Source organism: Halomonas sp. E14 (assembly GCF_052568415.1).
Map to the genome: position 1 here is coordinate 3,097,104 of NZ_CP199423.1, position 24,168 is coordinate 3,121,271.

Below are 24,168 nucleotides of genomic sequence, written 5' to 3' on the forward strand. Positions count from 1 at the left end.
CAGCATCGTTGTCGCGGTGGCTTTCGACACCTACTCGGTCAGTGGCAGGCCATCGCCATTTGGTCGATAATCTCTTATATCCGCCATTTGGCGAAGGAGGTCATCATGGCCCTACCTCAACTACCCGCCGCAAAACGCCAGCACATGAGCGCTGCGGCGATGCGTACCTACCCCAACATCGCCAACGACTGGGGGCTGAAGGAGCAGGAAGCCGCCTTGCTGCTTGGCGTGCCGGAGTCGACCTATCGGCGCTGGCGCAAGCAGCCCACGGCGGCCCGCCTCGACGTCAATCAGCTCGAGCGCATGTCGCTGATCCTGGGGATCTACAAGGCGCTGCAGATCCTGCTGCCGCGAGCCGACGCGGCGGATTCCTGGCTGCGCCGGCCCAATCACAATCCCCTGTTTGCGGGCCAGTCGCCCCTTGATCGGCTGCGCAGCGGCCTGGTGCAGGATCTCTATGTGGTCCGCCAGCACCTCGATACGGCCCGAGGCGGGGGCCATGCGTGACGTTTCCGCTCTCCCCCGTCAGCTGGCGCCCCTGCTACCGAATCATTCCTTCGCGTTTCCCGCCTATCGACTTGTTCGAGCGCGTCGCGGCACCTGACGATTGGGAGCTGCTTCAGGAACTCGAGGGAGAAACCTCGGCACGCCTGCGAGAGCAGGCCGGGGCGATTCACCTGGTACGCGATGATGACCGCCGATACGGCCCCGGCTGGACGCCGGTGATGGCGGCGTTCTGTCACTTCAGCGAACACGGTTCCCGCTTCACCGATGGCACCTTTGGCGCCTATTACTGTGCCTTGACCGAGGCCACGGCCATCGCGGAAACCCGCTATCGTGCCGAGCGCTTCATGCAGGAATCCAATGAGCCGCCCATGCAGCTCCAGCAGCGGGTCTACCTGGCAGACCTACAGGGCGAACTCTTCGGCTTGCGCGACAACCCACCGGGGGCCGCCCCTCTGCTGGATCCTGATGACTGGAGTGCGGGCCAGGCGTTTGGCCGCAAGGCCTGGGCGTCCCATGCCGATGGGATTGTCTACCCAAGCGTGCGTGATCCGGACGGTGAGTGTGCGGCGGTGCTACGCCCACCGGTATTGTCGGCTACATGGCAGGGCCGGCACCTAGGCTACGAGTGGGACGGCGAGCGGATTCGCCATGTCCTCGAGCTGCGATTAGTGGAGTGAGGCTGGGGCTCGCTACGGCACCGAAAACCGCACCGCCTCCACACTAACCCGAAAGAACGGAAAGTACGCCTCGGTGCCGAAGTGATTGCCCGCCTCGACCTGGGTGGGCAGGGTGAAGCCTTCGAAGTTTTGGAAGTCGTCGAGGTAGCCGCCGAAGGGCTGGAGTCGCCACTCCTTCTCGGGGTTGGCATCGCTCCAGCGCTGGAACTGTACCCAGCGCGGTTGGCCGTTCTCGGCCACGGCGATCTCTATGGCTTGTTCCAGGGAGCCGTGGGTGATGATCGCACGCGCCAGATTGGGCTCGCCGGTCTCTTCCCAGCGCACTCCGGCCTCTTCCAAGCGCACTCCGTGCTGGGGCAGCAGCGCTGCCGGGGCCCAGAAGGCGGCTTCCGCCACGGCTCGGCCGAACGAGGCGCGCAGGTGGTTGTCGTCGCCCCCGGCCCTGGCGACGGGCAGCGTGGCGTTGAGCCAGAAGCGCGTCCAGGAGCGGCCGTTCGCCATGCCGTCCGAGCCACTCATTTGCATCAGGCCGGCGCCGGCTCGTTCGAGCCGCCAAATGAAGCCGTGCGGCGGGGCGAGTAGCTGGCGTGCCTGCATGGGACGATAGCCGGGTGCCTCCTTGCTACCGAGGCCGATCTCTCCCGTCATGTGGATTTCGCTGACCACGTGAAGCGGCGTACCTAGGGCGATGGTGTAGCGGAAGTAGCGCCGGGCGGCGTCGGGAAGGCCTTCCACCATGGCGGGGTCGAACACGTCGACGCTGGCAGGCGCCTGGGCTTGCAGCCATGCCCAGGAATTCTCCATCGCGCGGTTATCGGCCACTCGCCAGGCCTGCATGGCCAGTACGCCGGTGAGTACCAGCGCCAGCAGCAGGGTAACGGCCACTGCCAGATATGCCATTCGCCTGCTCCTTCGCTCCGCAGCCGTTCTCGGCGTTGCCTTCAGATTTTAGCCTTCAGCCGACGCGCCACAGGTTGAAGCGCAACAAGATAGAGCCTCTACGCCGGCTTACGCGCCAGCATGGTGGCAAACTGGAGCTTTACACCGTTGTGCATGGTGCCCAAGTCTTCGTTGTATTTGATCAGCTCCCATCCCGTGTAGGCGTCACGCAGTTGGGCTTCCTGAAGAGTAAACGGGAAAGGCACCGGGCACGGGTGCTCTTGCGTACTCATGGCACACACAATCAGGTTATAGCCGCCGGGACGAGTGTGTGCCTGCATATCGGCAAGCACGGCGGTAACGCTTGCTGGGTTGAGAAACATCAAGGTGACGGTGCAAACAATGAAGTCGTAATCCGCTTCCAACGCCGCCGTGTGGATGTCGTATACCCGAACCGAGATGTTGGCAATCGCTTCAGCGCTCACAATTTGCTGCAGCATGCTGATGGCACCGGGATTGTTGTCGACTGCCGTCACGTCAAAGCCAAGCTCGCTCAGGTATAGCGCATTACGCCCGTTGGAGCAGCCCATATCCAGGGCGCTGCATGGCGCGATCAACTTGCACGCTTCTACCACTTCGCTATGCGCAGGGCTCAGGCCATAACGGCTGTTAAGATTGGAAGTCATGATGCTCACCTGGGGCTCAATAAGAGGGCGCATGGTACTACGATGGTCACTGGCGCCGAGCGCAATACCCGAACATTTCACTCTAGTATTGTTCCATGTCATCCATTCAGCCCCACTGCGCCTGAGCCCTTCCCCACTCGCTCGACCTTGAGCATTGGGGAAGCGCAGCGCCTTGTGTGGCGATCACTTGCCTGGGACCGCCCCTCATCCCACTTGTCAGTCGTCCTTCTTGGTCAGCGCCGAGTCCTTGTGCATGGCAATGTGTTCGGTCTTGTCGCTCTTGATCTCGTATTGCGGTTCATCCTCGCTGGCGTGGCGCCGGTGTCCCTTGTACTCCGTGTCCTGGGTATGGACGCGGATGATCTTGCCGCTGACACGCCCCGCCTCGGAGTTCCAGCTCACGTGGTCACCCACCTTGAATCGCTTGGCCATGGTTCACCTCATGACGAAAAGGGTTCAACGGAGTGAAGCGTAGTTCAGGCAGCCCCCGGGCGGCACGCTTCCGGCAAACGCGACAAGGGGTTCCGCTGCGGCCGGGGGCCATCGGCCACAAGCCCAACACTGAGCTGTTTCGCGGTAGCTGGCCATGATCGACAGCAACATCCGCGTACGCAGCGGGCTTGCCGGCAACGCCACGGCCTCCTCGGTGCCCGGCGTGTTCGCGGCGGGCGACGTGACGGATCACGTCTACCGCCAGGCGACACGTCTGCCGGCATGGGCTGCATGGCCGCACTGGACGCCGAACGCGCCGCCCAGAGCCCGCTGCACATCACCCACCAGACCCTGGCCGTGGAGCTGGGCACGGCCAGGGAAGTGGTGAGCCGCCTGCTCAAGGAGTTCGAGCGCCGAGGATGGCCACACCTCTCCCGCGGGCGTATCGACATCGTCGAGGCGCCGCCGACAGGCGGCTTATAGTCCGAAGGTTTCCTTTATCTTCGCTTCGAAAGCCTTGTCGTCCATCTCCTTGCGCATGGGCACGAACAGCTCCGCCTCCTGGCCAACCTTGACGGCGATCTCGCTCTCCTCGTTCTCGATGATCGACTTCACGGCCTGCGCGATCGGCAGCGGGTCGGGGCCTTCATTGATGGCCTTGGCCACGATCGGCACGAGATGGGAGACCAGCGCCTGGTAGGGGGAGTCTTCGCCGGTCGTGCGGCTGTTGGCGACAAGGCCTTTCTTCACGAAGTTGGTGCCGAACAGGCCGGCCAGAACGGAATGTACTCGAATGCCGAAGGGGGCAACCTCGAACCTCAGCGAGTCGGTGATGCCTTCGACCGCGTACTTGCTGGCATTGTAGTGCGAGAGCAGGGGCAGGCCCATTTTGCCCAGGAAGGAGGAAATGTTGATGATCACGCCGCTGCCGGCATTGCGCATATGCGGCAGAACTTCACGGGTCGTCTTGATCAAGCCGAAGACATTCACGTCGAACTGCTTGAAGATTTCCTCGTCGGTACCTTCTTCCAGGCTGGCAAGAAGTCCGAAGCCGGCATTGTTAACCAGTACATCGAGCTTCCCTTCTTTTTCGATAACGTGCTGCACGGCGTTTCGAATCGACGCAGTCTCCTGCACATCCAGCGGAACGGTATGGACAGTCAGGCCGCGCTGGCCGGCCTCGTCGAGCAGCGCCTGGCTGTCATTACGGATGCCGGCATAGACGGTATAACCATGCTCGGCGAGCAGCAGCGCAGTGGCCTTGCCCATGCCCGACGCTGCGCCAGTGATCAAGACGGTTTTATTCACAGCACTTACCTTTTCAAGTGGGAAGCCGTGCCCAGAAGCAGGGGCGACGGGAACGAAGGGGTCAGCAACGGTGGCACGACAGGGCCAGCGCAGCCCAGGGCTTTGCCCGGCGTCGGCGAGCCTCGCCTTCGCTCGTTTATCGGCCTTTTCCCACTTGGTGATATTGATCCTTGGCAAGGTCGAGCGAGATTTGCCCACCGGGAAGGCGCCATGCATGGCCAAGCCCTGCCCGACAGCGGCATATCGCATGGCGAGCCAGTACAGTGGAACACCCACCCCCATGCCAAGGCGTACAGCGTCGATGAGCAACTCCATGACGTCAGATAACCGAACCGATGACCACGACGAGCACAGGCTGACGGCTCTCGGCAGCCGCCACGTGCTTTTCGTGATGGCGGCCGAGGCCGAGTACGGCCCACACCTCAGGCAGCGTTTCACGCCGCTCATGACCGGCATTGGCCCGGTGGAGGCGGCGGTGGAACTCACCGCGGCGTTGGCCACTCTTGCCCAGCAAGGGCGGCTGCCGGATCTGGTGGTGTCGCTGGGCTCGGCGGGCAGCCGAAAGCTGGAGCAGGCCGAGGTCTATCAGGCGACCTCCGTGGCTTACCGCGACATGGACGCCTCGCCGCTGGGCTTCGAGAAGGGCTCCACGCCCTTTCTCGACCTGCCCGCGATCGTTCCGCTGCCGCTGCGCATCCCCGGCATTGCCGAGGCCACGCTCTCCACCGGCGCCAACATCGTTTCGGGCGAGGCCTATGCCGCCATCGCCGCCGACATGGTGGACATGGAGAGCTACGCCTGCCTGCGCGCCTGCACCCGCTTCGGGGTGCTGCTGGTGGCGCTGCGCGGTATCTCAGACGGCAAGGCGGAGCTGCACCACGTGGATGACTGGACGGAGTACCTGCATGTCATCGACGAGAAGCTGGCCACCGCCGTGGACCGGCTTGGCGAGGCGCTGGCCGAAGGCCTGCTGGATCGCTGACCTTTGGGGTATCAGGCCAGGAAGGGTTTAAGCCAGTGCTTGAGCTGCGGCCCTTGCATCAGCCCGGCCTGGCGGGCGATCTCACGCCCCTGCTGGAACACGATCAGGGTGGGAATGCTGCGAATGCCGAAGCGCCCAGCCAGGGTCGGCTCCGCCTCGGTGTCGAGCTTGGCGAAGCGGATGCGCGGCTCCAGCTCGGCGGCGGCCTGGGCGAACACCGGCGCCATCATCTTGCACGGGCCGCACCAGCCGGCCCAGAAGTCCACCACCACCGGCAGCTCGCTGCGCTCGATCAGCGCCGTGTAGTTGGCGCCAGTGAGCTCAAGCGGCGCGCCGGTGAACATGGGCTGCTTGCACTTGCCACAGCGCGAGGCGGCCAGGCGCGCCGTGGCCACGCGGTTGATCGCCTGGCAGTGGGGGCAGGCCAGGTGCAGGGAGTCGGACATGGTGGGGCTCCGGATAGGTGGGATAAGTATGGATATGGAGGCTTCTGGCCGCAAAGTAAAGCCAAGCAGGGTCTTGCCGGCAGGTTCCGGTGAGCCGAACGGTAGAGGCATTCGGCGCTTCCCATGCGCCGATAGGAAGCGAATTCGATTCATTGCTCCGTTTGCCGGGGTTGGCCCGGCTAGCTAGGCTGAAACCCTGTTACCCACGCGATTCGACAGGAGGTCGACACATGTCCAGCCCGGAGCACAAACAGAAGATATGGAAGCTGATCGAGGAGATTCAGGTCGGCATGCTGGTTACCCTGGACGGCGAGATGCCGCGCGCGCGACCGATGCATCTGGTGCAGAAGGAGTACGACGGCACCCTGTGGTTCTTCACCCGGCGCAGCGCCGAAAAAGTGTCGGAAACCGACCGCGACCATGAGGTCTGCCTGAGCTTTGCCGACCCCGACAAGGGCGTGTACGTTTCGCTCTCCGGCACCGCCAACCTGACCGATGATCGCGAGCTGATCGAGAAGTACTGGAACCCGTTCGTGGCCGCCTGGTTCACCGAAGGCAAGGACGACCCGGACGTCGCCATGCTGGAGGTAAAGGTGACCATGGGCGAGCACTGGAAGGCCAAGGAGAGCAAGGTGTTCCAGCTCTATGAGTTCGCCAAGGCCAACCTCAAGAAGGACGCCAAGCCCAACGTGGGCGAGAACGAGAAGTTCGGCGGCTGAGCCCCCGCTTCATGCCATGCCCCCGGGCATGAGAACCGCTTCCACCGGTCGCCGTAGGGAGCGCGGCATTGCCTTGCCCCGGCCGAACCTCACCACCAGGTCGGGGCGCCCGCCTACGATGCCCAAGGCTTCGGCGAACGCCGGGCGTACGCTGGCCTCCTCTACCGGCTGGTTAATGAAGGCGTTGCAGATGCCGAGTGCCGTGGCCTGCAGGGCGAAACGCTGATAGCAGCGCCCGGCTTCCACCCAGTGGGCCTTGTCATCGCTCTCCGAGATGAACACGGCAATGCCGGCGGAGCTGCGTACCTGGCGGGCCACCTTGGCGCTTTCGGCGCCTTGTCGAAACAGGGCGCGGAATAGCCATCTGCCGAGCCAGCGCGGAGTCGGCGGGCTCCCCATCGCACGCGCAAAGAGCCCATCCCCGGCTTCGAGGGCCTCGCGCTCACCGAAGCGGATCCAGGCTTCTAGCTCCTCTCGGAATGCCCGGTTCGCAATTTGCCGGCCATTGGCCTGAAGCACAAAGGCTAGGACTTGCTCTATCGCCGGCCGTTCGGTCAGCAGGCTGATGGATACCCCTTTTCCTGTTCCGGCGCCCTGAAGGAGGTAGAGCTCCTGGTCGGTAACGGGCAAGCCGTCGTAGTCGCTGCGGCTGCACTGGCGGGCCGGGATAGCCTCGAACAGTGGGGAGCGCTCCGGTGGGCAGGGTGCCAACGTGACGCGTACTTCTCCATCGCCTTCTGCATGAAACGAGACCTCGCCCTGCATGCCGAGCGCCTGCGCAGCCAGGCTAAGATTCTCGGCGGCGCAGCCCAACGAAACGTAGAGATGGTGGTCGTCCGGATCGACCACTGGGGTGCGCCGCGTGAGATCCGGCAGGATGGTGATGGCCTCATCCGCGACTCTGAAGCGCCAGCACTGGGTGTTATGCCCCGAAGGGGCCAGGGTGGCATAGCGAATGAGTTCGTTCAGCCGCGCGGCTCGATCGGTTGCTTGCCCACTGCCATGACGCCACAGACTCGCCACTACCTGTTCGTAGTTCATCGCTCGTCCCACCCTGCCCACGCCGCTGCCGAAGTCCCCTGCTTGCCTCAGTTTAGCGGCTAACCACCCGGGAAAAAGACCAGAACGTCAGGCTGCTCGTCGCAGACACTCCTAGGCATGACGCTTTTGACACGCTCCCCTTCGTGGTCTTAGATAGAGTCATATTTAGATAGACCGGTCTATATAAACATTGAGAAACAGGAGCACATGCGAATGCCAGCTTCGAAGCGCGACGCGCTGCTCGCCACGGCCGAGCGACTCTTTTACGAGGAGGGATTTCACGCCACCGGCATCGACCGCATCGTGGCGGCGGCCGGAGTGGTGCGCATGACGCTCTACAATCACTTTGACTCCAAGGAGGCGCTGGTCGCGGCGGTGCTGCAGGCCCGCCATGAACGCTTCATGGCCAGCCTGGAGGCGGCCAGTGCCGCCGCACTGCCGGGCGAGGCGACCCTGGCGCTGGTCGAGGCTCACGGCCGCTGGCTGGCGCAGTGCAGCCAGCAGGGCTGCATCCTGGTCAAGGCGATGGGCGAGTTCGCCGGGCACAGCGCCGAGATCCATGCCCTGGCAACAGCCGCCAAGCGCGAGCTGCTGGCCCGCCTCGAAGTCGCGGTAGCACGCGATGGCCTGGCGCACGCCACCGACCTGGCGCGCCGTCTCTTCCTGGTGCTGGAAGGCAGCAACACGGCGGTGGTGCTGCTGGGCATGCGGGCGGGCCTGACGGACACTCGGGCAGTGGTCGACGCCCTGCTCGCCGCGGCCCGCAGCGAGACACCATGATGCGCCTCTCACCCCTCGGCATGGCGGCGCTCGGCAGCGGGATCATCGCTATCACCTATGGGCTGGCGCGCTTCGTGTTCGGCCTGTTTCTGCCTGCCATGCGCGATGAGCTGACGATCTCTTCCACCATGGCCGGAGTCATCGGCGCCCTGCCGTTTTTGAGCTTCGTCTTCGCCATCCTGGCCGCTCCCTGGGTTACCCAGCGCCTGGGGGTTCGCCGTGCCGGCATCGCCGCCGCCGGCCTGGCCGGGGTCGGGCTGGTCGCCATTGCCGTGGCACCCTCCTCGCTGCTGCTGGCCGCGGGCGTGCTGGTCTGCGGCGTCAGCACCGGCCTCTCCTCGCCGGCAATGGCACAGGCGGTATCCCGAACGGTGCCCTCCCGGCTGCGCGGGCGGGTTAATGCCACCATCAACGCTGGCACCAGTGTGGGCATTGCGCTGGCCATGCCCGCGGTGCTGATCTGGGCCGAGGCCTGGCGCAGCGCCTATCTCGGGTTTGCCGCCCTGGCGGCCCTGGGCGCCCTGGCTGCCTGCCTGCTCCTGCCCCATGAGGATCGCACAACCCAGCCACCGCGGCTTTCTCTTGCGGCCCTGCCGGTGAGCCGAGACCAGTGGCACGCCATCGCCCGGCTGAGTGGCCTGGCCGCCGGCATGGGCTGTGTGAGCGCGGCCTACTGGGTATTCGCGCCCGATGCGGCGATCGCCGCCGGCGGGCTGGGGCCGAGCCAGACCGCCTGGATGTGGCTGGCGGTGGGCGTTGGGGGGCTGGCAGGCGGCGGCGCCGGCGATCTCATCGCGCGCATCGGTCAGGCTGCCAGCCACGCGGTAGGGCTAGTGGTGCTGTCCGCCGGCCTGGTCCTGCTGGCCGTTGCGCCCGGCAGCTTCGTCCTGGCGCTGGTATCGGCGGCCCTGTTCGGCATCGGCTACATGACCCTGACCGGTTTCCACCTGGTCAGGAGCATCGAGATCATGGCCGAATCGCCCGCCTTCGGCCCGGTGCTGCCGCTGCTTGCCACGTCGGTCGGCCAGGTCATCGGTTCGCCGCTGGCCGGCTGGCTGGTCGAAGCTGAAGGCCACACCACCACCTTCTGGCTCTTCTCCGCCCTGGGGCTGGCCGTTGCCGGGCTGGGAGTGTGGTGGCTGCGCGTAGCGGGGGCGAAGTGCCGCCAGGCGAGTTGCGAGCGCCAGTGACCGCGGCCTTGGGCAGCCCGCCCAGAAGGTGCGGCAGAGAGGGTGCGGGCGGCAGCCGTCACTTCATCTCGAAGCCGCGCCTGGTCAGGAATTCGCGCATATGGGCCCGCAGCTTGCTGGTGAACAGCGGGGTGAGGCTCTTCGACCAGTTGGTGTCCTTGTTGCCCCCCTTGCGCTGGCCGTAGTAGGTCTGCATGGCGTCGTCGTAGGCGGCCACCAGCTCGCTGTCGTCGCAGTAGGCGTCCTCCTTGAGGACCGCCTCCACCGGCAGGCGCGGCTTGATGTCCGGCTCGTGCGCCGGGTAGCCGAGGCACATGCCGAACACCGGGTAAACGTGCTCAGGGAGGTGCAGCAGGTCGCTGACCGCCTGAGGGTTGTTGCGAATGCCACCGATGTAGCAGATGCCGAGCCCTTCGGATTCGGCGGCGATGGCGACGTTCTGAGCCATCAGCGCGGCGTCGATGCTGGCCACCAGCAGCTGCTCGGTCATGCCGCGCACGACATGGGCACCGATGCGCTCGGCGGCCTCGGTGGGTCGCTTCATGTCGGCACAGAACACCAGAAAATCGGAGGCGCTGGCGACATACCCCTGGCCGCCGGTCAGCTCGGCGATCTTCTCGCGGTTGACCGGGTTGGTGACGTGAATGACGCTGTAGGCCTGCACGTGGTTGGAGGTCGCCGCAGCCTGGCCGGCGCTGATCAATTCCCGCAGCAGCTCGTGGGGGATCTTGCGTTCGGTGAACTTGCGGATCGAGCGATGGGATTTCAGCAGTTCGATGGTGGGGTTCATGTCGCCTCGCGAAGTGCGTGTCGTTCATTAACCTGCTTATTATCATTCAGCCTGCGCGATATTGCATGCCTGCCGCTGAACGCTGCTGCCATGTGCTACGCTTGCCGCACAGTTAACCGGAATTTCTGCCCGTTCGACTCAGCCTCGCTGCCCACGCTGCTGACCCTTACGGCACATTCCGAAGCCTCAGCCAGCGATTGTCTCCCGCAAGGCGCCCCTTACCCATTTTTACGCAGCCACACAAAAGAGATAAAAAATTTCTAATTCTTACGCTAAAGAAGTTTTGTAACTGACGTGAAGTCGCCAGAAAAACCCCTCCCAAGGTAGCATCATCCGACCCAAAATCATCGTGAACGTCATCGGTAAACATGCTCAAGGAGGGCAGCGCTTTGCTTGCGAAAGGAGAGGACTTCACGCTCGAACGCCACTATGGTGCAGCCGGCTACCGGGAAGACATTCAGGGCCTGAGAGCCGTCGGCGCCATCACGATCATGGTGTTTCATATTTGGTTCAACAAGGTGTCCGGCGGCGTAGACATCTTCATCGTCGTCTCCGGTTTCCTGATGACCGCCCTGCTGATGCGAGGCTTCCTCGGCGAAGGGATGAGCAGCGTATGGCGCTTCTGGTCCCGAATTATCGTGAGGATCGCACCTTCGGCCTATGTCGTGCTGCTGGGTACGCTGGCGGCGGGCTTTTATCTTGTGCCGCCCTCCCTGATCAAGGGGTTCGTGAACGAAGTGATCGCGGCGATGCTGCACCTGGAGAACTTCCTGCTGATGCGGCGTTCGGTCGACTACCTGGCCTCCGATATTCCGGCCAGCCCCGTGCAGCAATTCTGGGCACTCTCCGTACAGGTGCAGTTCTATGCGCTGCTGCCCTTCGTGCTGCTGCCGCTGGCCCTGTGGGCGCGCAAGGTGCGTTCGCCCCTGCCGCTGGTGCTTGGCTTTGCGCTGCTGCTGGCCGCCTCTTTCCTCTACGCCACCGCCGCCGTGGCCCGCGACCCCGTCTCGACCTACTTCAACACCTTCGCCAGGGGGTGGGAGTTCCTGGCCGGCGGGCTGCTATTCCTGCTTTCCCCATGGGCAAGGCTGCGCAATGGGCTGGCGCCTTGGCTGAGCGTGCTGGGCCTGGCGCTGGTCGCGGCCAGCGCCGCCCTCATCCCACGGGGCGCGCATTTTCCCGGCCCGGTCGCGCTGTTCCCGGTGGCCGCCGCCCTGCTGGTGATTCTCTCGGGCCTGGGCAGCCATCGAAACAGGCTGCTGGCGTCTCGGCCGCTGGTGTTCATCGGCGGCATGTCCTTCACCCTGTACCTGTGGCACTGGCCGCTGCTGGTGTTCTACCGCGAGCTCTTCAACGCCGGCACGGTCGGCCTGGTGCCGGGCCTGCTCATCATTCTGCTCTCCTTCGGCCTGTCCTACCTGACCAAGACGCTGGTCGAAAGCCCCACCCTGCTGATACCCCGCCGCAAGGCGGTCTCTGGCTATGTCATCGGCGCGCTATTTCTCGCCCCGGTGGCTACCCTTGCCTCCTTTTACCGAAGCGAACTCAATCAGATACAAAGCAGCGTGATGGTGGCCTTGGAAAAGGGGGAGATCGCCCCTCGGGAAGAGGCCGGCATACGGCTGGAGGAAGACCCCATTGCCGTGGACCGGGCGGAGCTCATCGCCGCACGCGACACCCTGCCAGCGCCCTATGAGATGGACTGCCACCAATCGCAGGAGGATGACGAGGCGATCACCTGCGAGTTCGGTGACCTAAGCTCGGAGCGGGTAGTGGTGCTCGTCGGTGGCTCGCATGCCACCCAGTGGCTGCCGGCGCTGGAGGAGATCGGCGAGGACAACGGTTTCAAGATCGTCAACATGACCAAGTCGTCATGTCCGTTCGGCGTGGTCGAGGACTCGAACGCCTCCTGCGTGGCGTGGAACGCAAACGCCCTGGAGGCGATCGTGCAGCTGGATCCGGTGGCCGTGATCACCAACTCCACCCGCACCGAGCCCGGCGAGGAGAGCGTGCCGGAAGGCTACGTGGAAAACTGGCGTGCCCTTGCCCGGCACGGTATTCCGGTGCTCGGCATTCGCGACAACCCGCGCTTCGACTTCGACGTGCCCGAGTGTCTGCATCGCAATCGCCTCGATTATCTGGAATGCGCGGTCGCCCAGGAGGAGGTGCTCGCCGAACAGGACCCGGCGCGTGAGTATGCGGCGCTGATCACTTCGATCGACATGACGGACGCTTTCTGTGCCGACGGCCTGTGCCCCGTCACCTACGAGGGGTTTTTGATCTACCGCGACACCGACCACGTCCACGTGCCCTACGTGATGTACCTGAGCGAGATGCTGGAGCGGCGCATGGAGCGTGCCTTTCCCGAGCTGTTCGGTTAGGGCGACCGGCGGCTCAGTCGTCTTCCGCCTTGGTCTCGGCCCGGCCTGGCGCTGCCAGGGTGTCTCGCCGGGCCTCACGCTTGCGCTTGCGCCCGCGCCGTTCGAGCGCCAGGTACGCCAGGCAGGCCACAACCAGCGGCAGCAGAAAATAGAGCGCCCGGTAGCCGATCAGCGCGGCAAGCACCACGCTGGGCGCCACCTGATGCTGCAGCAGCGCCAGGAACACTGCTTCCAGCACCCCGAGACCGGCGGGTATGTGGGTAATCACCCCGGCGATGGCGCTGATCAGCAGGATGCCGAGAATGCCGGGGAAGAACAGCCCCGGCGGCAGCAGCAGGTAGATCAGCGCCGCCATCAGCGTCCAGTTCAGCGCGCCCAGGGCGGCCTGCAGCAGCGCCAGCCGCAAAGGCGGCAGTACGATCTCATGGCCGCGCACCTGCCACAGGCGCCGGCGGGAAAAGCGACAGGCAGCCAGGTAGGCGAAGGAAACGACGAGCAGCCCGACGCCGACCACCTGCAGCCCTGCGGCGCCGATCTCCCAGCTCTGCGGCAGCTCGAGCAGGCGAAACGCAAAGATCGCGCCGGCCAGAAGCATGTAGCCCAACCAGTTGGCGATCAGGCTCACGCTGAGCACCCGCGTTACGGTAGCCACACCCAGGCCCAGGCGCGTGTAGAGCCGATAGCGCATGGCCAGGCTGCCGACCCAGGCGCCCAGGTTAAGGTTGAAGGCGTAGCACACGAAGGCCACCAGCATCACCCGCCTGGCCGGCAGCGCATGGCCGGTGTAGGCCTTGCCGAGCAGGTCATAGCTGCTGAATACGAGGTAGCTGGCCGCGGCGATACCGGCACCGGCCAGCAGCGTCAGCACAGCGTAGCCGCGCAGCGTTTCCGCCACGGCGGGCCAGTCCACGTTGCGCATCAGCGTCACCAGCAGGGCCGCCACCAGCACGAAGAACACCAGGGTAACGGCGCGCTTGGCCCAGCCGAGCCAGCGCTGGCGGGTCAGTGAATTAGCCGTTGCGTTCGCTTTCATACCCCTCCTTGTCGGCGTCGTCGAGCGCCTGCTGTTTCCCTGGCGGCTTGTCGGTCAACGGTTCCAGCCGCGGCGTGTGCCCCGGCTGCCAGCCCATGCTGACGGGAAAGTGACGCAGGAAGTGGTAGCTCATGAACATCAGCGGGGCTCGCCACCAGCGCCCGCGTTCCGCCACTTCCGGGGTGATCAGGTGGCAGCTGTCGTCGATCAACCCCGTCAGGTGCGCGTGGAGCTGCCGGTTGAGTTCGGCATCGCGGATGAACAGGTTGGCCTCCAGGTTCAGCGACAGGCTCAGCGGGTCGAGATTGCTCGAGCCCACCGTGGCCCACTCCTCGTCGGCGATGGCGATCTTGGCGTGCAGCGGGCGCTCCTTGTACTCGTAGATACGGATGCCATCCTTCAGCAGGTAGCTGTAGAGCGAGCTGGAAAGCACCCGGGCCCACGGCATGTCGGGCCGGCCCTGCAGGATCAAAATGACGTCGACCCCACGACGCGCCGCCGTGCGCAGCTCGTGCCAGAGCCGGTAGCTGGGGAAGAAATAGGCGTTGGCGATCAGCAGCCGACGCCTGGCCGCACGAATCGCCGCGACATAGTGATCCTCGATATCGGTGCGGTGGCGGTAGTTGTCGCGGATGGCCAGGCGCATGGGAGCGTCGCCCGCGGGCGCAGTCTCGCCTTGGCTGTCGGGCAGGTCTTGCACGGCCTGGTGCTCCACCAGCAGCGCCCGGGCGGCACGGCGGATGTCGCCGACGATCGGCCCGCGCACGCGCACGCCGTAATCCTGCTTGCCCATGGCGTACTTCTCGGGCAGGTGGTCCCAGCCGTAGTTGATGCCACTGATGAAGGCCAGCTCGCCATCCACTACCACAATCTTGCGGTGCAGGCGGCGAAACAGGTTGGTGCGCACGCCGAGCCGCCGCGGCTGCGGGTCGTAGCTGTGCATGTGCACGCCGGCGGCAGCCAGCTCGGCGATGTAGTCGCCGTCCAGGTCCGCCGTGCCGTAGCCATCCACCGTCACTTCGATGCGCACCCCGCGCGATGCGGCATCGATCAGTGCCGCCTTGAGCGCCTGGCCGACCTCGTCATTGAAGATGATGAAGGTCTCGATCAGGATCTCTCGCCGCGCCGCCCGGATGGCGTCGAACACGGCGGGAAAGTATTCGCTTCCATTGATCAAGAGGTCGGCGCGGTTGCCTTCCTTCCATTGGAATTTCACAGGCCTATCTCTGCGATGAGGGGAACATGGTCGGACAGATGCGACCATGGCTTGCGCGAGAGGGCGCGGGGGTTGTGCACGCTGGCGTTGCGCACGTAGATGCGGTCGAGGCGCAGCAGGGGCCAGTGCGCCGGAAAGGTCTTCGCCGGGCGCCCATGGCAGTGCACAAAGGCCTCGTGCAGGCCGCACTCGGCGAGCACCGCATCGGCCCGCAGCCGCCAGTCGTTGAAATCACCCGCCACGATCACCGGCTCATCGCCCGGTAGCTCGTCAAGCAGCTGGCAAAGCAGCTTCATCTGTTCCAGGCGGTGCCCCTGACGCAGCCCCAGGTGCACGCACACGGCATGCACGGGCGGCTGGCCCGGGACATCGAGCTGACAGTGCAGCAGCCCGCGTTTCTCGGTGCCATGAATGGATACGTCGCGGTTTTCATAGTGCCGAATCGGAAAGCGCGACAGCAGCGCATTGCCATGGTCGCCATCGGGGTAGACCGCATTGCGGCCATAGGCAAACTCGGGCCACATGGTGTCGGCCAGGTATTCGTACTGGGGCACGCCCGGCCAGTCGCGAAAGCGCAGCGCGTGCTTGCGGTGTTCGCCGAGCACTTCCTGCAGGAACACCATGTCCGCCGACAGCGTGGTCACGGCATCACGCAGTTCCGGCAGGATATGGCGTCGGTTGAAGACGTTGAAGCCCTTGTGCACGTTGATCGTCATGACCTGCAGCGAACTCACCGGCGCTGCTTGGGCAATCGCCTGCTGCGGCGTCCTGTCCGTCACTTTCACTGCTGACATCCTTTTCCTGCGTTGACGATGAAGGCCTGCCTGGCCAGCCAGTCAGAAAAAGCGTAGCAGGGGATGCCGAACCATGCTTTGGCATGAAGCGGACATGACATGGCGCCATGCCCGCAGGATGAGCGCATGCCGCCCATGCACCCGCGCCGGAAACACGAAAGGCAAGGCCCCTGGCCTTGCCTTTCGTTGCCGCGATGCTTGCCGGGCAAGCGCCGCTTAACGCGGCGACTTGTCAGCGCCCGGCGGCTTCACCCAGCATCAGGTTGCCGTCAACGTCGCTGTAGCGGTCTTCGTCGTAGTCGCTGGCCATGCCGTCAAGCTCGTCTTCGCCGAGGATGTCCTGCAGCACCAGCTGCTCACCTTCCATCTGCATGTCGGCCAGCGGCAGCGCCACCTCGGAGCCGCCGAAGATCCAGAAGCCGCCCACCGTAATGATCGCATGCAGGTCGCCGGCATCATCGTGGCGCACCACATTCTCGACCCGGCCCAGGTTCTCGCCGTTCTGGTTGACCACGGTCATGCCCTCTACTTCGCTGACCATCAGCCCACTCAGCGAATCGTGCAGCTGGGCACCCTGGCCCACGTCGGCCGGACCCGTTGCCGCAAAGCCATCCGCCGCACCGGCCTGTCCCCCTTGCGCGGTTTGCCCTTCGGCACCCGGCTGGGCTGCGACGTCGTCGGCCTGTATCGCATCGTCCTGAGCAGCCGCATCATCCTCGGCCTGCCCGGCCTCGGTGTCCCCTGCGGCGTCGGCATCGGCCCGGTCGCCATCCAGGTCATCATCGACTTCCTCGTAGTCCTCGGCGTCGTCGCCCTCATCGGGCAGCTCGCTTTCGGCATCAAGGTCATCGAGGTTGGCATCCTCCTCCTCGGTATCCTGGTCGACGGCGGTCGCCTCACCCTGGTTGCCGTTATGGTCCTCCTGGCCGCCCTGAGCCTCCTGGTTGTCGAGCAGCTGCTCCTGCTGCTGCTCGTCGTTCGCAGCCTCATTCTCAGTGGCCTGAGCCAGGGCACCGCCGGCGAGACCGGCAGAAATCGCCCCAATGGCAACGGCCAGCAGGGTTCTTTTCATCTTCATGTCACTTCCTCCTTGAGTAAGCGCCCGCTTTCCGGGCCTGTACTTGCGACTGTCCCTAGCGTCTACCCTTAGCATAGGGCCGCCCCGTTTCGCTTCCAGCAACATTGCGCAGCGTTGCGTAACGAAAAGCAATTATTTGCAAGAAAGCCCCAACTTCACGGCGCAATTTCGAAGCGATAGCCACCGGCCGTCTCGGTGCCGCCGCCGGCCATGCCGCGCCAGGCGATGCGGTGCTCACCCGGTGCCAGTGGCTCGGCCGGCACGGCACGATGATGCTCGCCCAGCTGACCTTCCGGGCTTTCGCTAAGCGCCACCATCCCCCCCGGGCCAGAAACCACGAAATGAGAAAGGCGCACCGGCTCGCTGAGGCGGATCTCGAGCTGGGCAGGGGGCGCATCGAGCCGCGCACCATCTTCCGGCACGCTGTCGACCAGTTGGACACCCGCTGCCAGGGCGTTGACCGGCGGTAGCGTCAGCGCTAGCCAGGCCAGCAGGACGAGCGAGGCTCGCCCTTGGAGGACGCCCCCGCCACCACGCGCCATGGCCCGCTCAGAGTCCGGGGTGGACGTAGCCGCGCCAGCCCTGAGTGGTGCCCAGGTGCGTCGCAATCCCGATCACGTCCGGCCGATGCTGCGACATGCGCGAGCGCCCTTGCTGGGTGCCCAGGTGGGTGGCCACCATGCGTTGCGGCGCTTCCTGCCAGGCAGGGATTCTGCGGGGCTCGTAGCCCGCCTGGGCGTGGCGGGCCGGGCGCCGCTGCGACCTGAGATGGGAGACGATCAGCCAGCTCAGGCCCACCCCGGTAAGCAGCACTGGCACCGGGTTCTGCTTGATCGCCTGGCTCAGGTTGGAAAGAAACCGGCGGGAACCGCCACTGGGCAGCAGCGCCCGGGCTTCCCTTTGAAGCTGTGCCGGTGAGAGACGGTGCTCCAGCGCATGCAAGGTATCGTCGAGGTGCGCCCTTGTCGCCTGAATCTCCGCTTCGATCACTTCCGCGTTGCGTTCACGCTCCATGTCATGACCTCCTTGGCATTGCCAATGGTTAACGCTGCTCCTTCAAGCTGGCCTGCCGCTGGGCTGGCGTCAAGCGCACGCCGTTCAGGCCGCGATACGCGAAAGCGCCGCCCTGATCACGGCACTGCCAGTGGGACGTACCAGGCGTTCCAGCTCCTCGCCGTCGCGAAGAAAGACCAACGTGGGCCACAGCTTGACGCGAAAGGCCCGGCCCAGACGCCGGCCGCGACCGTCCTCGATCTTCAGGTGGAGAACCTCGTCGTACTCAGCCAGGGCCATGGCCAGCGAGGACTGCACCGAAATGCAGTAGCCGCACCAGGGCGTGCCGAATTCGAGCAGCAGCGGCCCGGCCATGGCCGTGACCTCCGCCAGGCTCGGCTCCTCGGCGAGATAGCGCTCTTGCATGGGCATGACGTCCCTCCTGCGGTGTCTCGCACACGCGTTGCTTGCCTGTGCACAACTTTAGGAGGCCATACCCGCTGCGCTCAACCCGGCCGCTGCGGGAGTCATGCACGATCGCGGCGGGCGCCGGGTTCCACCGACGCCGAACGCCCCGGGTGCTCGCATCGACGCAGACCGACATAGAGCCCGGCACACATGAGCAGCAGGATCACGGCAAACGGCAGGCCCGAGATGGTGGCCACCGCCTGCAACGCCTCCAGACCACCCGCGGTGAGCAGGATCGACGCCACCAGCCCCTCCATGATCGCCCAGAACACCCGCGTGACCCTGGATGGGTGCGGGTCGCCTCCGGAGGTGATGATGTCGATGATCAGCGAGCCGGAGTCCGACGAGGTGACGAAGAAGATCGCCACGGTGGCGATCATCAGCGTCATGCTGGTCAGCACGAGCCAGTCGGGCACCTGGAAGTTGTCGAGGAACAGAAAGAAGGCCAGCTCCGGCTCGTCGTGCACGATATTGGCCAGCCCGCTCGCCTCGTACAGCTCCCGGTAGATCGCCGAGCCCCCCATCACGGTCAGCCACAGTATCGAAGTGAGGGTCGGCACCAGCAGCACCCCCAGCAGGTATTCGCGCAGCGTGCGGCCGCGCGACACCCTGGCGATGAACAGGCCGACGAAGGGCGACCAGGAGATCCACCAGGCGAAGTAGAACAGGGTCCAGTCATTCTGCCAGCGCTCGGCATCGGGGGGATTGAAGGCCTCGGTATAGGTACCGCGGCTGGGAATCTGGTTGAGGTAACTGCCCAGGCTCTCCAGCATGGCGTTGAAGATGAATGCCGTGGGCCCAAGCACCAACACGTAGAGCACCAGCAGCGCACCGAACAGCAGCGCCAGCTTCGACAGCCGCTGGATGCCCTTGGCCAGGCCCGTCAGTACCGAGATCAGCGCTACCGAGGTGATGCCGGCAATCAGCGCAATCTGCACACCGAGGTTGGATGGAATATTGTAGGCATGCTCGAGCCCGGTGTTGATCTGGCGCACGCCCAGACCCAGCGAGACCGCAACGCCGATCAGGGTACCGGCGGCGGCCAGGGCATCGATACCGTTGCCGATCGGCCCTTCCACGCGCTTGCGCCCCAGCAGCGGCGTGAAGGCCGAGCGGATGGTCAGCGGCAGGCCCCGATTGAAACAGAAGTAGCACAGCGAAAGCCCCACCAGCCCGTACATGGACCAGCCGTGCAAGCCCCAGTGGAAGTAGCTGTGGACCAGGGCATCGCGGGCGGCCTGCTCGCTCTCGGCCTCGCCGAAGGGTGGCTCGGAGAAGAAGGAGAGCGGCTCGGCCACGCCGTAGAACAGCAGCCCTACCCCGGTACCGGCGGCAAACAGCATGGAAAACCAGCCCCAGTTGGAGAATTCCGGGCGCTCGTCCTCGCCGCCGAGCCGCACGCTGCCGTAGCGGCTGAAGATCAGATAAAGCGCCAGCACCAGGAAGGCGTTCATCGCCAGCAGGTAGAACCAGCCGAAGTAGTCGGCGATGGCCTCCTGCACCGCCTCGGCGCCCTGCTGCATCCTGTCCGGCACTGTCACCCCGACGATGACCAGCAGCAGGATGACGGCGGCGGCCGTGAGGAAGACCGCACGGTGAACGGGCACGCCCAGCAGATTGTGGCGCTTGGCGCTGCCGTAGCGATCAGCATCGGAGTGAGTCGGCATATCCATTGCCTCCTGGGTAGCGGCTTCCGCGCCGGTTGGTGACGTCCCACATTCGACGGGCCTAAGGCAACGATAGCAGCGGCTGGGCTGCGGCGCGTGGCGGCCCGCCCGGCGTTACGCTTCACTACGCAGGACTTCATTCACTTACACCGCTGCACACCCAGCCCGACCGCGGGCGAGTGTGCTAGCCTGGGGCTGGCCTTTACGGCCGGCACACGAGGACGACATGCTGCGCATTTCCAATAACGTGACGCTTGCCGCGCATGAGATCGAGATCAGCCAGATCCGCGCCCAGGGCGCCGGCGGGCAGAACGTCAACAAGGTGGCCTCGGCGGTACACCTGCGTTTCGACATTCCCGCCTCCAGCCTGCCGCCCTTCTACAAGGAGCGGCTGCTGGCGCTTTGCGACAGCCGCATCAGCAAGGAAGGGGTGGTGGTGATCAAGGCGCAGAGCTTTCGCACCTTGGAGCTGAACCGCGAGGATGCCCTGGCCAGGCTCAAGGCGCTGATCCTCGAGGCGGTGAAGACCCGCAAGTCGCGCCAGCCCACCAAGCCGAGCCGCGCCTCGCAGCGCAAGCGGGTGGATCGCAAGACCAAGAAGGGGCAGACCAAGGCACTGCGCGGCAAGGTGAAGCTCTAGGCAACTGCGAAACGCCTCGGGCAAGCGACTGCTAGGCTTAACGCAACGAGTGCGTACCCGAGCCAAGGAGCCGTCATGCCAACGCGAGCCAGGCCGTCGAGAGCCCCGTCTTCAAGCGATATGCCATCGAGCCAGACGCCATCGAGAAGCGTGGCGCGTCCGCTGAGCCCGGGGCTGGAACGCCTTCACCTGGTCTGGGACGTTGTGATCATGGTGCTGGTGGTTGCCAACCTGGCGCTACTGCTGTTCGACAGCCTGTTCCTGCTGGACCCCCTGAATGACGCCTTCGCCGCCGTGGCGCCGGGCCTGCATGCTGCCTACGACGACACTATCCACGCCAACTTCGTCCGTATCGACCTCATCTTCGTCGCCATCTTCGTGCTCGACGTGCTGCTCGGCTGGGCGGCAGCCATCGCCGAGCGGCGCTACCACCGCTGGTTCTTCTACCCCTTCGTGCACTGGTATGACGTGCTGGGCTGCATCCCGGTGGGCGGCTTCCGCCTGCTGCGCGTCCTGCGCATCATCGGGCTGCTGAACCGGCTGCAGCGGCTGGGGCTGATCGACGTACGCGGCTGGCAGCTCTACGCCTTCTACGTCAAGTACTACGACATCTTCTTCGAGGAGCTCTCTGATCGCGTGGCGATTCGCCTGCTGGGCAACATGCAGGAGCAGATCCGCTCCAACGACTCGCTCTCCACGCGGGTCGTCGATCGGGTGGTGATGCCGCGCAAGCAGCAGCTGATCCACGAAATCACCCGGCGGCTGGAGGAAATGACCGGCAACGCCTATGCGCGCAACCGCGAGGAGACCATGCGCTACGTTCGTTCGCTGGTGAACCGGACGGTGGCCGACAGCCAGGAGGTCAGGCGCCTGCGGCGCCTGCCGATGGGCGATCTGATGGCTCGCAGCATGGAGTCGAGCATCAGCGACCTGGCCTGTCGGCTGGTCCATGAAGCCATGGAGGGGCTGCGCTCGCCCGAGTTCACCGCCCTGGTGGAGCGCATGGCCGACAGCGGCATCGACACCTGGCTGCAGGTCGACGAGCACACCGATCGAGTGACCGAGCAGGTGCTCGACGACATGCTCGAGCTGGTCAAGGAGCAGATCGCCGTCAAGCAGTGGCGGCGTCGCTACGATTGATGGCGGCTGGTCAGGATGTGATGCAGCCCGCCACACTCCACCAGCGGATCGTCGCAGTTGATCACGATCTCGGAGCGCGCCAGCACGTAGCTCTTGCCGGTGATGGTGTTCTCCACCACCTGGTGCCTGCCGCCAGCTTCGCGGGCTTCGATGAACTGGCCGATGAAACCGGTTTCGCGCAGCGACACGGTTTCCAGCCGGTCGCCGGGCTTGATGGTGCCCTCGTAGTGCATCAACGCCAGCCGCGCCGAGGTGCCGGTGCCGGTGGTGCTGCGGCAGATCACGCCGGGATGCACGTAGGTGGCTGAACGCGAGCGGTAGAAATCCTCGGCGATGCGCTCCACCGGCCCCATGAAGTGGAGGAACGGCAGCGGCCCGACGTCGCCCAGCGTGTAGTGGGAGAAGCCGCTGCGCGCCTGAATCGCCTCGACGATGCGATGAGCGCATTCGGCCAGCGCCCGCTCCTCCTCGCGCTTGAGCGAAAAGCCCAGCTCGGTGGCGTCCACCAGGGCGTAGAAGCCGCCGCTGTAGGCGATGCTGTAGGTCACGTTGCCGATCGAGGGCACGTGGATGCGCTCGCGGTAGGTGTCGATGTAGCTCGGCAGGCCACCGCAGGTGATCGCCTCGACCACACCGTTCTCCACCCGCGCCTCGATCTGCACCAGCCCGGCGGGCGATTCCAGCGTGAAGTGCTGGAGACCCTCGCGCTTGGGAATCAGCCCGGTCTCGAGCAGCGCGGTGGCGGTACACAGCGTGTTGGAGCCGGAATAGATGGGGTAGCCCATCACTTCCATAATGATGTAGCCCATCTGTGCCCGCGGGTCGCAGGCCGGCACGATCAGGTCCACCGACATCTCGGGGATGCCGTAGGGCTCATTCAACAGCAGCTTGCGCAGGCCATCGGCATCGTTTTCCAGGTACTCCATCTGCTGGCGCACGGTGTCGCCCGGCAGCGGGTCGATGCCGCCGATCACGATGCGACTGACGTCGCCGCCAGCATGGGTGTCGAGCAGTTGCAGCCTGAGTTCGTGGCTCATGGAGTGTCCTTGAAAGCATCGCCCTTGGAAATATCACCCTTGGAAGCGTCGCCCTTCAGGGCAAAGCGAGCGCCATGCTCGGCCCACTGGGCATCGGGCACGATCACGATCTTGCCCAGGAAGTGGCTGCCGCGGTTGACGAAGTAGCGCTCCGCCGCGTGCAGCTCGGAAAGCGGGAACGCCGCGTGAAGCACCGGCTTGAGCTGGCCGCCGCGAATCCACTCGATGAGCTGCTCGGCCTCCTCGCGGGTGCCGTGGGAAACGCCAAAGATCTGCACCTGATAGAGGTAGATGCGCGTCCACATGATCTCGCTGAGGTTGCCGCCGCTGGCCCCGGCGATGGAGAGCCGCGGATAGGTGGTGCGCGCCTGCATGTCGCCGGTCATGGTGTCGATGAACAGGTCGGTCATCTCGCCGCCGACCAGGTCCATCACCGCGTCGATGGGCGCGCCGCCGGTCGCCTGCAGCACCCGCTCGACGAAAGTGGGCAGCTCACCACGGTCGATCACCGCTTCGGCGCCCAGCGCCAGCAGCGCTTCGGCCTTGTCGGGCTGGCTCACTGCATAGGGAATCGCCCCCACGATGCGGCACAGCTGAATCAGCGCAGTGCCTACGCCTCCGCTGGCGCCGCTGACCAGTACACGCTCGCCGGCCGCGATGTTGGCGACGGTCATCATGTGGTAACCGGTCTGGTAGGAGCACATGCCCATCGCCGCCAGCTCGGCATCGGCCAGCTCGGGGTTGGGCACATGATGGAACTGGTCCGACGGCACGGCGATGTACTCAGCGAAGCCACCGTCGGCACCGTGGCCGTAGTAGTCCGGCGTCAGGTTGATGTCGCGACGGTCGTCGGGGTAGAGGTTGAAGTCGAGCAGGCCGCGCTCGCCGATGCGCGAGGCGCTCACCCCCTCACCCACCGCCACCACGCGGCCGGCCACGTCGGCACCCTGGATGCGCGGGAAGGTCAGCGTGGCCTCGCCACCCATGGCGAAGGAGGTCACCTCACCCTTGTCCTTGGTCGGGTAGAGCCCCTCGCGGGCCTTGCGGTCGGTGTTGTTCTTGGCGGTGGCGGTGACCTGCACCAGCACGTCGCCCGGCCCGGGGCGCGGTGTGGCGACGTCGCTTCGATACACCAGCCGGTCGAGATCGCCATGGCCGGTCAACAGCATGGCGTGCATGGTGGCCGGAATCTGCGGCATGTTGTCGTTCGACACCTGGGTCCTCCTGGGCTGTAGTAACGGCTGCCTGCGCCGAGCCAGGCGCCTCGTCGCTTGTGTCCTCACC

General features: G+C 65.1%; 27 protein-coding genes and 1 pseudogene. 11 read left to right on the top strand and 17 right to left on the bottom strand.

What is annotated here, in order from left to right:
* The first annotated feature begins 105 nt into the window (after positions 1-105).
* Both ACT7B3_RS14390 and ACT7B3_RS14395 read left to right on the top strand, forming a co-directional pair.
* Positions 106-507: an antitoxin Xre-like helix-turn-helix domain-containing protein gene (locus tag ACT7B3_RS14390; RefSeq protein WP_445158424.1), complete on the top strand. Its 402-nt coding sequence runs from the start codon at positions 106-108 to the stop codon at positions 505-507.
* Positions 504-1,184: an RES family NAD+ phosphorylase gene (locus tag ACT7B3_RS14395; protein ID WP_445158425.1), complete on the top strand. Its 681-nt coding sequence runs from the start codon at positions 504-506 to the stop codon at positions 1,182-1,184. Before ACT7B3_RS14390 ends, ACT7B3_RS14395 begins: the two co-directional genes overlap by 4 nt.
* Positions 1,185-1,196: 12 nt before the next feature.
* Here the strand turns inward: ACT7B3_RS14395 and ACT7B3_RS14400 are convergent, their stop codons facing one another.
* The 3 genes from ACT7B3_RS14400 to ACT7B3_RS14410 form a co-directional block, all read right to left on the bottom strand.
* Positions 1,197-2,084, bottom strand: a complete 888-nt coding sequence (locus ACT7B3_RS14400) for a DUF6544 family protein (RefSeq protein WP_445158426.1) — start codon at positions 2,082-2,084, stop codon at positions 1,197-1,199.
* A gap of 98 nt (positions 2,085-2,182) precedes the next feature.
* Positions 2,183-2,749, bottom strand: a complete 567-nt coding sequence (gene tehB / locus ACT7B3_RS14405) for a tellurite resistance methyltransferase TehB (protein WP_445158427.1) — start codon at positions 2,747-2,749, stop codon at positions 2,183-2,185.
* A gap of 216 nt (positions 2,750-2,965) precedes the next feature.
* Positions 2,966-3,181: a DUF2945 domain-containing protein gene (locus tag ACT7B3_RS14410; RefSeq protein WP_444676848.1), complete on the bottom strand. Its 216-nt coding sequence runs from the start codon at positions 3,179-3,181 to the stop codon at positions 2,966-2,968.
* Positions 3,182-3,288: 107 nt separating this feature from the next.
* On the opposite strand from ACT7B3_RS14410, the pseudogene ACT7B3_RS14415 reads away from it, so the two are divergent.
* A pseudogene (locus ACT7B3_RS14415) lies at positions 3,289-3,496 on the top strand (thioredoxin-disulfide reductase); the annotation flags it as partial.
* Positions 3,473-3,664, top strand: a complete 192-nt coding sequence (locus tag ACT7B3_RS14420) for a helix-turn-helix domain-containing protein (protein ID WP_445158884.1) — start codon at positions 3,473-3,475, stop codon at positions 3,662-3,664. The pseudogene ACT7B3_RS14415 and the gene ACT7B3_RS14420, both read left to right, overlap by 24 nt.
* Here the strand turns inward: ACT7B3_RS14420 and ACT7B3_RS14425 are convergent.
* Positions 3,659-4,804, bottom strand: a complete 1,146-nt coding sequence (locus tag ACT7B3_RS14425) for an SDR family oxidoreductase (RefSeq protein WP_445158428.1) — start codon at positions 4,802-4,804, stop codon at positions 3,659-3,661. The two genes, ACT7B3_RS14420 and ACT7B3_RS14425, sit on opposite strands and share 6 nt — an antisense overlap.
* Here ACT7B3_RS14425 and ACT7B3_RS14430 point away from each other — a divergent pair.
* Complete coding sequence (locus ACT7B3_RS14430) at positions 4,803-5,471, top strand: 5'-methylthioadenosine/S-adenosylhomocysteine nucleosidase (protein WP_445158429.1); 669 nt, start codon at positions 4,803-4,805, stop codon at positions 5,469-5,471. The genes ACT7B3_RS14425 and ACT7B3_RS14430 overlap by 2 nt on opposite strands.
* An 11-nt stretch (positions 5,472-5,482) precedes the next feature.
* Here ACT7B3_RS14430 and trxC read toward each other — a convergent pair whose 3' ends face one another.
* Complete coding sequence (trxC, locus tag ACT7B3_RS14435) at positions 5,483-5,917, bottom strand: thioredoxin TrxC (protein ID WP_444676843.1); 435 nt, start codon at positions 5,915-5,917, stop codon at positions 5,483-5,485.
* A 230-nt stretch (positions 5,918-6,147) separates the two neighbouring features.
* On the opposite strand from trxC, the gene ACT7B3_RS14440 reads away from it, so the two are divergent.
* Positions 6,148-6,636, top strand: coding sequence for a pyridoxamine 5'-phosphate oxidase family protein (locus ACT7B3_RS14440; RefSeq protein ID WP_444676842.1), 489 nt, complete (start codon positions 6,148-6,150; stop codon positions 6,634-6,636).
* A gap of 9 nt (positions 6,637-6,645) precedes the next feature.
* On the opposite strand, the gene ACT7B3_RS14445 is transcribed toward ACT7B3_RS14440, so the two are convergent.
* On the bottom strand, positions 6,646-7,677 hold the full coding sequence (locus tag ACT7B3_RS14445) for an Acg family FMN-binding oxidoreductase (protein WP_445158430.1): 1,032 nt from the start codon (positions 7,675-7,677) through the stop codon (positions 6,646-6,648).
* 213 nt (positions 7,678-7,890) lie between these two features.
* Here ACT7B3_RS14445 and ACT7B3_RS14450 point away from each other — a divergent pair, with 213 nt between their 5' ends.
* Positions 7,891-8,457 (top strand): TetR/AcrR family transcriptional regulator, encoded by a 567-nt coding sequence (locus tag ACT7B3_RS14450; protein WP_445158431.1) that lies wholly within the window; start codon positions 7,891-7,893, stop codon positions 8,455-8,457.
* On the top strand, positions 8,454-9,647 hold the full coding sequence (locus ACT7B3_RS14455) for an MFS transporter (RefSeq protein ID WP_445158432.1): 1,194 nt from the start codon (positions 8,454-8,456) through the stop codon (positions 9,645-9,647). The genes ACT7B3_RS14450 and ACT7B3_RS14455 overlap by 4 nt, the downstream gene beginning before the upstream one ends.
* A 58-nt stretch (positions 9,648-9,705) precedes the next feature.
* On the opposite strand, the gene nfsA is transcribed toward ACT7B3_RS14455, so the two are convergent.
* Complete coding sequence (gene nfsA / locus ACT7B3_RS14460; RefSeq protein ID WP_445158433.1) at positions 9,706-10,437, bottom strand: oxygen-insensitive NADPH nitroreductase; 732 nt, start codon at positions 10,435-10,437, stop codon at positions 9,706-9,708.
* Positions 10,438-10,826: 389 nt separating this feature from the next.
* Here nfsA and ACT7B3_RS14465 point away from each other — a divergent pair, with 389 nt between their 5' ends.
* Positions 10,827-12,818 carry an acyltransferase family protein gene (locus ACT7B3_RS14465; protein ID WP_445158434.1) on the top strand — a complete coding sequence of 664 codons (1,992 nt, stop codon included), beginning with the start codon at positions 10,827-10,829 and terminating at the stop codon, positions 12,816-12,818.
* 13 nt (positions 12,819-12,831) lie between these two features.
* On the opposite strand, the gene ACT7B3_RS14470 is transcribed toward ACT7B3_RS14465, so the two are convergent.
* The 8 genes from ACT7B3_RS14470 to ACT7B3_RS14505 all read right to left on the bottom strand — a co-directional run bounded on the left by ACT7B3_RS14470 (position 12,832) and on the right by ACT7B3_RS14505 (position 20,067).
* Entirely contained in the window at positions 12,832-13,851 is a 1,020-nt protein-coding gene (locus ACT7B3_RS14470) for a lysylphosphatidylglycerol synthase domain-containing protein (protein ID WP_445158435.1), read from the bottom strand.
* Positions 13,829-15,067 (bottom strand): cardiolipin synthase ClsB, encoded by a 1,239-nt coding sequence (clsB, locus tag ACT7B3_RS14475; protein ID WP_445158436.1) that lies wholly within the window; start codon positions 15,065-15,067, stop codon positions 13,829-13,831. Before clsB ends, ACT7B3_RS14470 begins: the two co-directional genes overlap by 23 nt.
* Positions 15,064-15,861, bottom strand: a complete 798-nt coding sequence (locus ACT7B3_RS14480; RefSeq protein ID WP_445158437.1) for an endonuclease/exonuclease/phosphatase family protein — start codon at positions 15,859-15,861, stop codon at positions 15,064-15,066. The genes clsB and ACT7B3_RS14480 overlap by 4 nt, the downstream gene beginning before the upstream one ends.
* Positions 15,862-16,093: 232 nt before the next feature.
* Positions 16,094-16,939, bottom strand: a complete 846-nt coding sequence (locus ACT7B3_RS14485; RefSeq protein WP_445158438.1) for a PRC-barrel domain-containing protein — start codon at positions 16,937-16,939, stop codon at positions 16,094-16,096.
* 155 nt (positions 16,940-17,094) lie between these two features.
* Positions 17,095-17,481: a copper resistance CopC family protein gene (locus tag ACT7B3_RS14490; protein WP_445158439.1), complete on the bottom strand. Its 387-nt coding sequence runs from the start codon at positions 17,479-17,481 to the stop codon at positions 17,095-17,097.
* 7 nt (positions 17,482-17,488) lie between these two features.
* A complete protein-coding gene (locus ACT7B3_RS14495) occupies positions 17,489-17,953 on the bottom strand; it encodes a DUF3618 domain-containing protein (protein WP_444676831.1) in 465 nt (154 codons plus the stop codon).
* Positions 17,954-18,037: 84 nt separating this feature from the next.
* On the bottom strand, positions 18,038-18,364 hold the full coding sequence (locus tag ACT7B3_RS14500; RefSeq protein WP_445158440.1) for a thioredoxin family protein: 327 nt from the start codon (positions 18,362-18,364) through the stop codon (positions 18,038-18,040).
* Positions 18,365-18,459: 95 nt separating this feature from the next.
* The gene (locus ACT7B3_RS14505) at positions 18,460-20,067 is read right to left on the bottom strand and encodes a BCCT family transporter (protein WP_445158441.1); all 1,608 of its coding nucleotides are present in this window, start codon (positions 20,065-20,067) and stop codon (positions 18,460-18,462) included.
* Positions 20,068-20,293: 226 nt separating this feature from the next.
* Here ACT7B3_RS14505 and arfB point away from each other — a divergent pair, with 226 nt between their 5' ends.
* Positions 20,294-20,707: an alternative ribosome rescue aminoacyl-tRNA hydrolase ArfB gene (gene arfB / locus ACT7B3_RS14510; protein ID WP_445158442.1), complete on the top strand. Its 414-nt coding sequence runs from the start codon at positions 20,294-20,296 to the stop codon at positions 20,705-20,707.
* Positions 20,708-20,827: 120 nt separating this feature from the next.
* Positions 20,828-21,847, top strand: a complete 1,020-nt coding sequence (locus tag ACT7B3_RS14515) for an ion transporter (protein WP_445158443.1) — start codon at positions 20,828-20,830, stop codon at positions 21,845-21,847.
* Here ACT7B3_RS14515 and ACT7B3_RS14520 read toward each other — a convergent pair.
* Positions 21,838-22,884 (bottom strand): proline racemase family protein, encoded by a 1,047-nt coding sequence (locus tag ACT7B3_RS14520; RefSeq protein ID WP_445158444.1) that lies wholly within the window; start codon positions 22,882-22,884, stop codon positions 21,838-21,840. The genes ACT7B3_RS14515 and ACT7B3_RS14520 overlap by 10 nt on opposite strands.
* Complete coding sequence (locus ACT7B3_RS14525; RefSeq protein WP_445158885.1) at positions 22,881-24,083, bottom strand: zinc-binding dehydrogenase; 1,203 nt, start codon at positions 24,081-24,083, stop codon at positions 22,881-22,883. The genes ACT7B3_RS14520 and ACT7B3_RS14525 overlap by 4 nt, the downstream gene beginning before the upstream one ends.
* Between the last annotated feature and the right edge of the window lie 85 nt (positions 24,084-24,168).

Excerpts from the sequence above, each read along its gene's own strand:
- ACT7B3_RS14390 (WP_445158424.1), top strand. The coding sequence starts at position 106 with ATGGCCCTACCTCAACTACCCGCCGCAAAACGCCAGCACATGAGCGCT.
- ACT7B3_RS14400 (WP_445158426.1), bottom strand. The coding sequence starts at position 2,084 with ATGGCATATCTGGCAGTGGCCGTTACCCTGCTGCTGGCGCTGGTACTC.
- tehB (WP_445158427.1), bottom strand. The coding sequence starts at position 2,749 with ATGACTTCCAATCTTAACAGCCGTTATGGCCTGAGCCCTGCGCATAGC.
- ACT7B3_RS14410 (WP_444676848.1), bottom strand. The coding sequence starts at position 3,181 with ATGGCCAAGCGATTCAAGGTGGGTGACCACGTGAGCTGGAACTCCGAG.
- ACT7B3_RS14420 (WP_445158884.1), top strand. The coding sequence starts at position 3,473 with ATGGCCGCACTGGACGCCGAACGCGCCGCCCAGAGCCCGCTGCACATC.
- ACT7B3_RS14430 (WP_445158429.1), top strand. The coding sequence starts at position 4,803 with ATGACGTCAGATAACCGAACCGATGACCACGACGAGCACAGGCTGACG.
- ACT7B3_RS14425 (WP_445158428.1), bottom strand. The coding sequence starts at position 4,804 with ATGGAGTTGCTCATCGACGCTGTACGCCTTGGCATGGGGGTGGGTGTT.
- trxC (WP_444676843.1), bottom strand. The coding sequence starts at position 5,917 with ATGTCCGACTCCCTGCACCTGGCCTGCCCCCACTGCCAGGCGATCAAC.
- ACT7B3_RS14440 (WP_444676842.1), top strand. The coding sequence starts at position 6,148 with ATGTCCAGCCCGGAGCACAAACAGAAGATATGGAAGCTGATCGAGGAG.
- ACT7B3_RS14445 (WP_445158430.1), bottom strand. The coding sequence starts at position 7,677 with ATGAACTACGAACAGGTAGTGGCGAGTCTGTGGCGTCATGGCAGTGGG.
- ACT7B3_RS14450 (WP_445158431.1), top strand. The coding sequence starts at position 7,891 with ATGCCAGCTTCGAAGCGCGACGCGCTGCTCGCCACGGCCGAGCGACTC.
- ACT7B3_RS14455 (WP_445158432.1), top strand. The coding sequence starts at position 8,454 with ATGATGCGCCTCTCACCCCTCGGCATGGCGGCGCTCGGCAGCGGGATC.
- nfsA (WP_445158433.1), bottom strand. The coding sequence starts at position 10,437 with ATGAACCCCACCATCGAACTGCTGAAATCCCATCGCTCGATCCGCAAG.
- ACT7B3_RS14470 (WP_445158435.1), bottom strand. The coding sequence starts at position 13,851 with ATGAAAGCGAACGCAACGGCTAATTCACTGACCCGCCAGCGCTGGCTC.
- ACT7B3_RS14480 (WP_445158437.1), bottom strand. The coding sequence starts at position 15,861 with ATGTCAGCAGTGAAAGTGACGGACAGGACGCCGCAGCAGGCGATTGCC.
- ACT7B3_RS14485 (WP_445158438.1), bottom strand. The coding sequence starts at position 16,939 with ATGAAGATGAAAAGAACCCTGCTGGCCGTTGCCATTGGGGCGATTTCT.
- ACT7B3_RS14490 (WP_445158439.1), bottom strand. The coding sequence starts at position 17,481 with ATGGCGCGTGGTGGCGGGGGCGTCCTCCAAGGGCGAGCCTCGCTCGTC.
- ACT7B3_RS14495 (WP_444676831.1), bottom strand. The coding sequence starts at position 17,953 with ATGGAGCGTGAACGCAACGCGGAAGTGATCGAAGCGGAGATTCAGGCG.
- ACT7B3_RS14500 (WP_445158440.1), bottom strand. The coding sequence starts at position 18,364 with ATGCCCATGCAAGAGCGCTATCTCGCCGAGGAGCCGAGCCTGGCGGAG.
- ACT7B3_RS14505 (WP_445158441.1), bottom strand. The coding sequence starts at position 20,067 with ATGCCGACTCACTCCGATGCTGATCGCTACGGCAGCGCCAAGCGCCAC.
- arfB (WP_445158442.1), top strand. The coding sequence starts at position 20,294 with ATGCTGCGCATTTCCAATAACGTGACGCTTGCCGCGCATGAGATCGAG.
- ACT7B3_RS14515 (WP_445158443.1), top strand. The coding sequence starts at position 20,828 with ATGCCATCGAGCCAGACGCCATCGAGAAGCGTGGCGCGTCCGCTGAGC.
- ACT7B3_RS14520 (WP_445158444.1), bottom strand. The coding sequence starts at position 22,884 with ATGAGCCACGAACTCAGGCTGCAACTGCTCGACACCCATGCTGGCGGC.
- ACT7B3_RS14525 (WP_445158885.1), bottom strand. The coding sequence starts at position 24,083 with ATGCCGCAGATTCCGGCCACCATGCACGCCATGCTGTTGACCGGCCAT.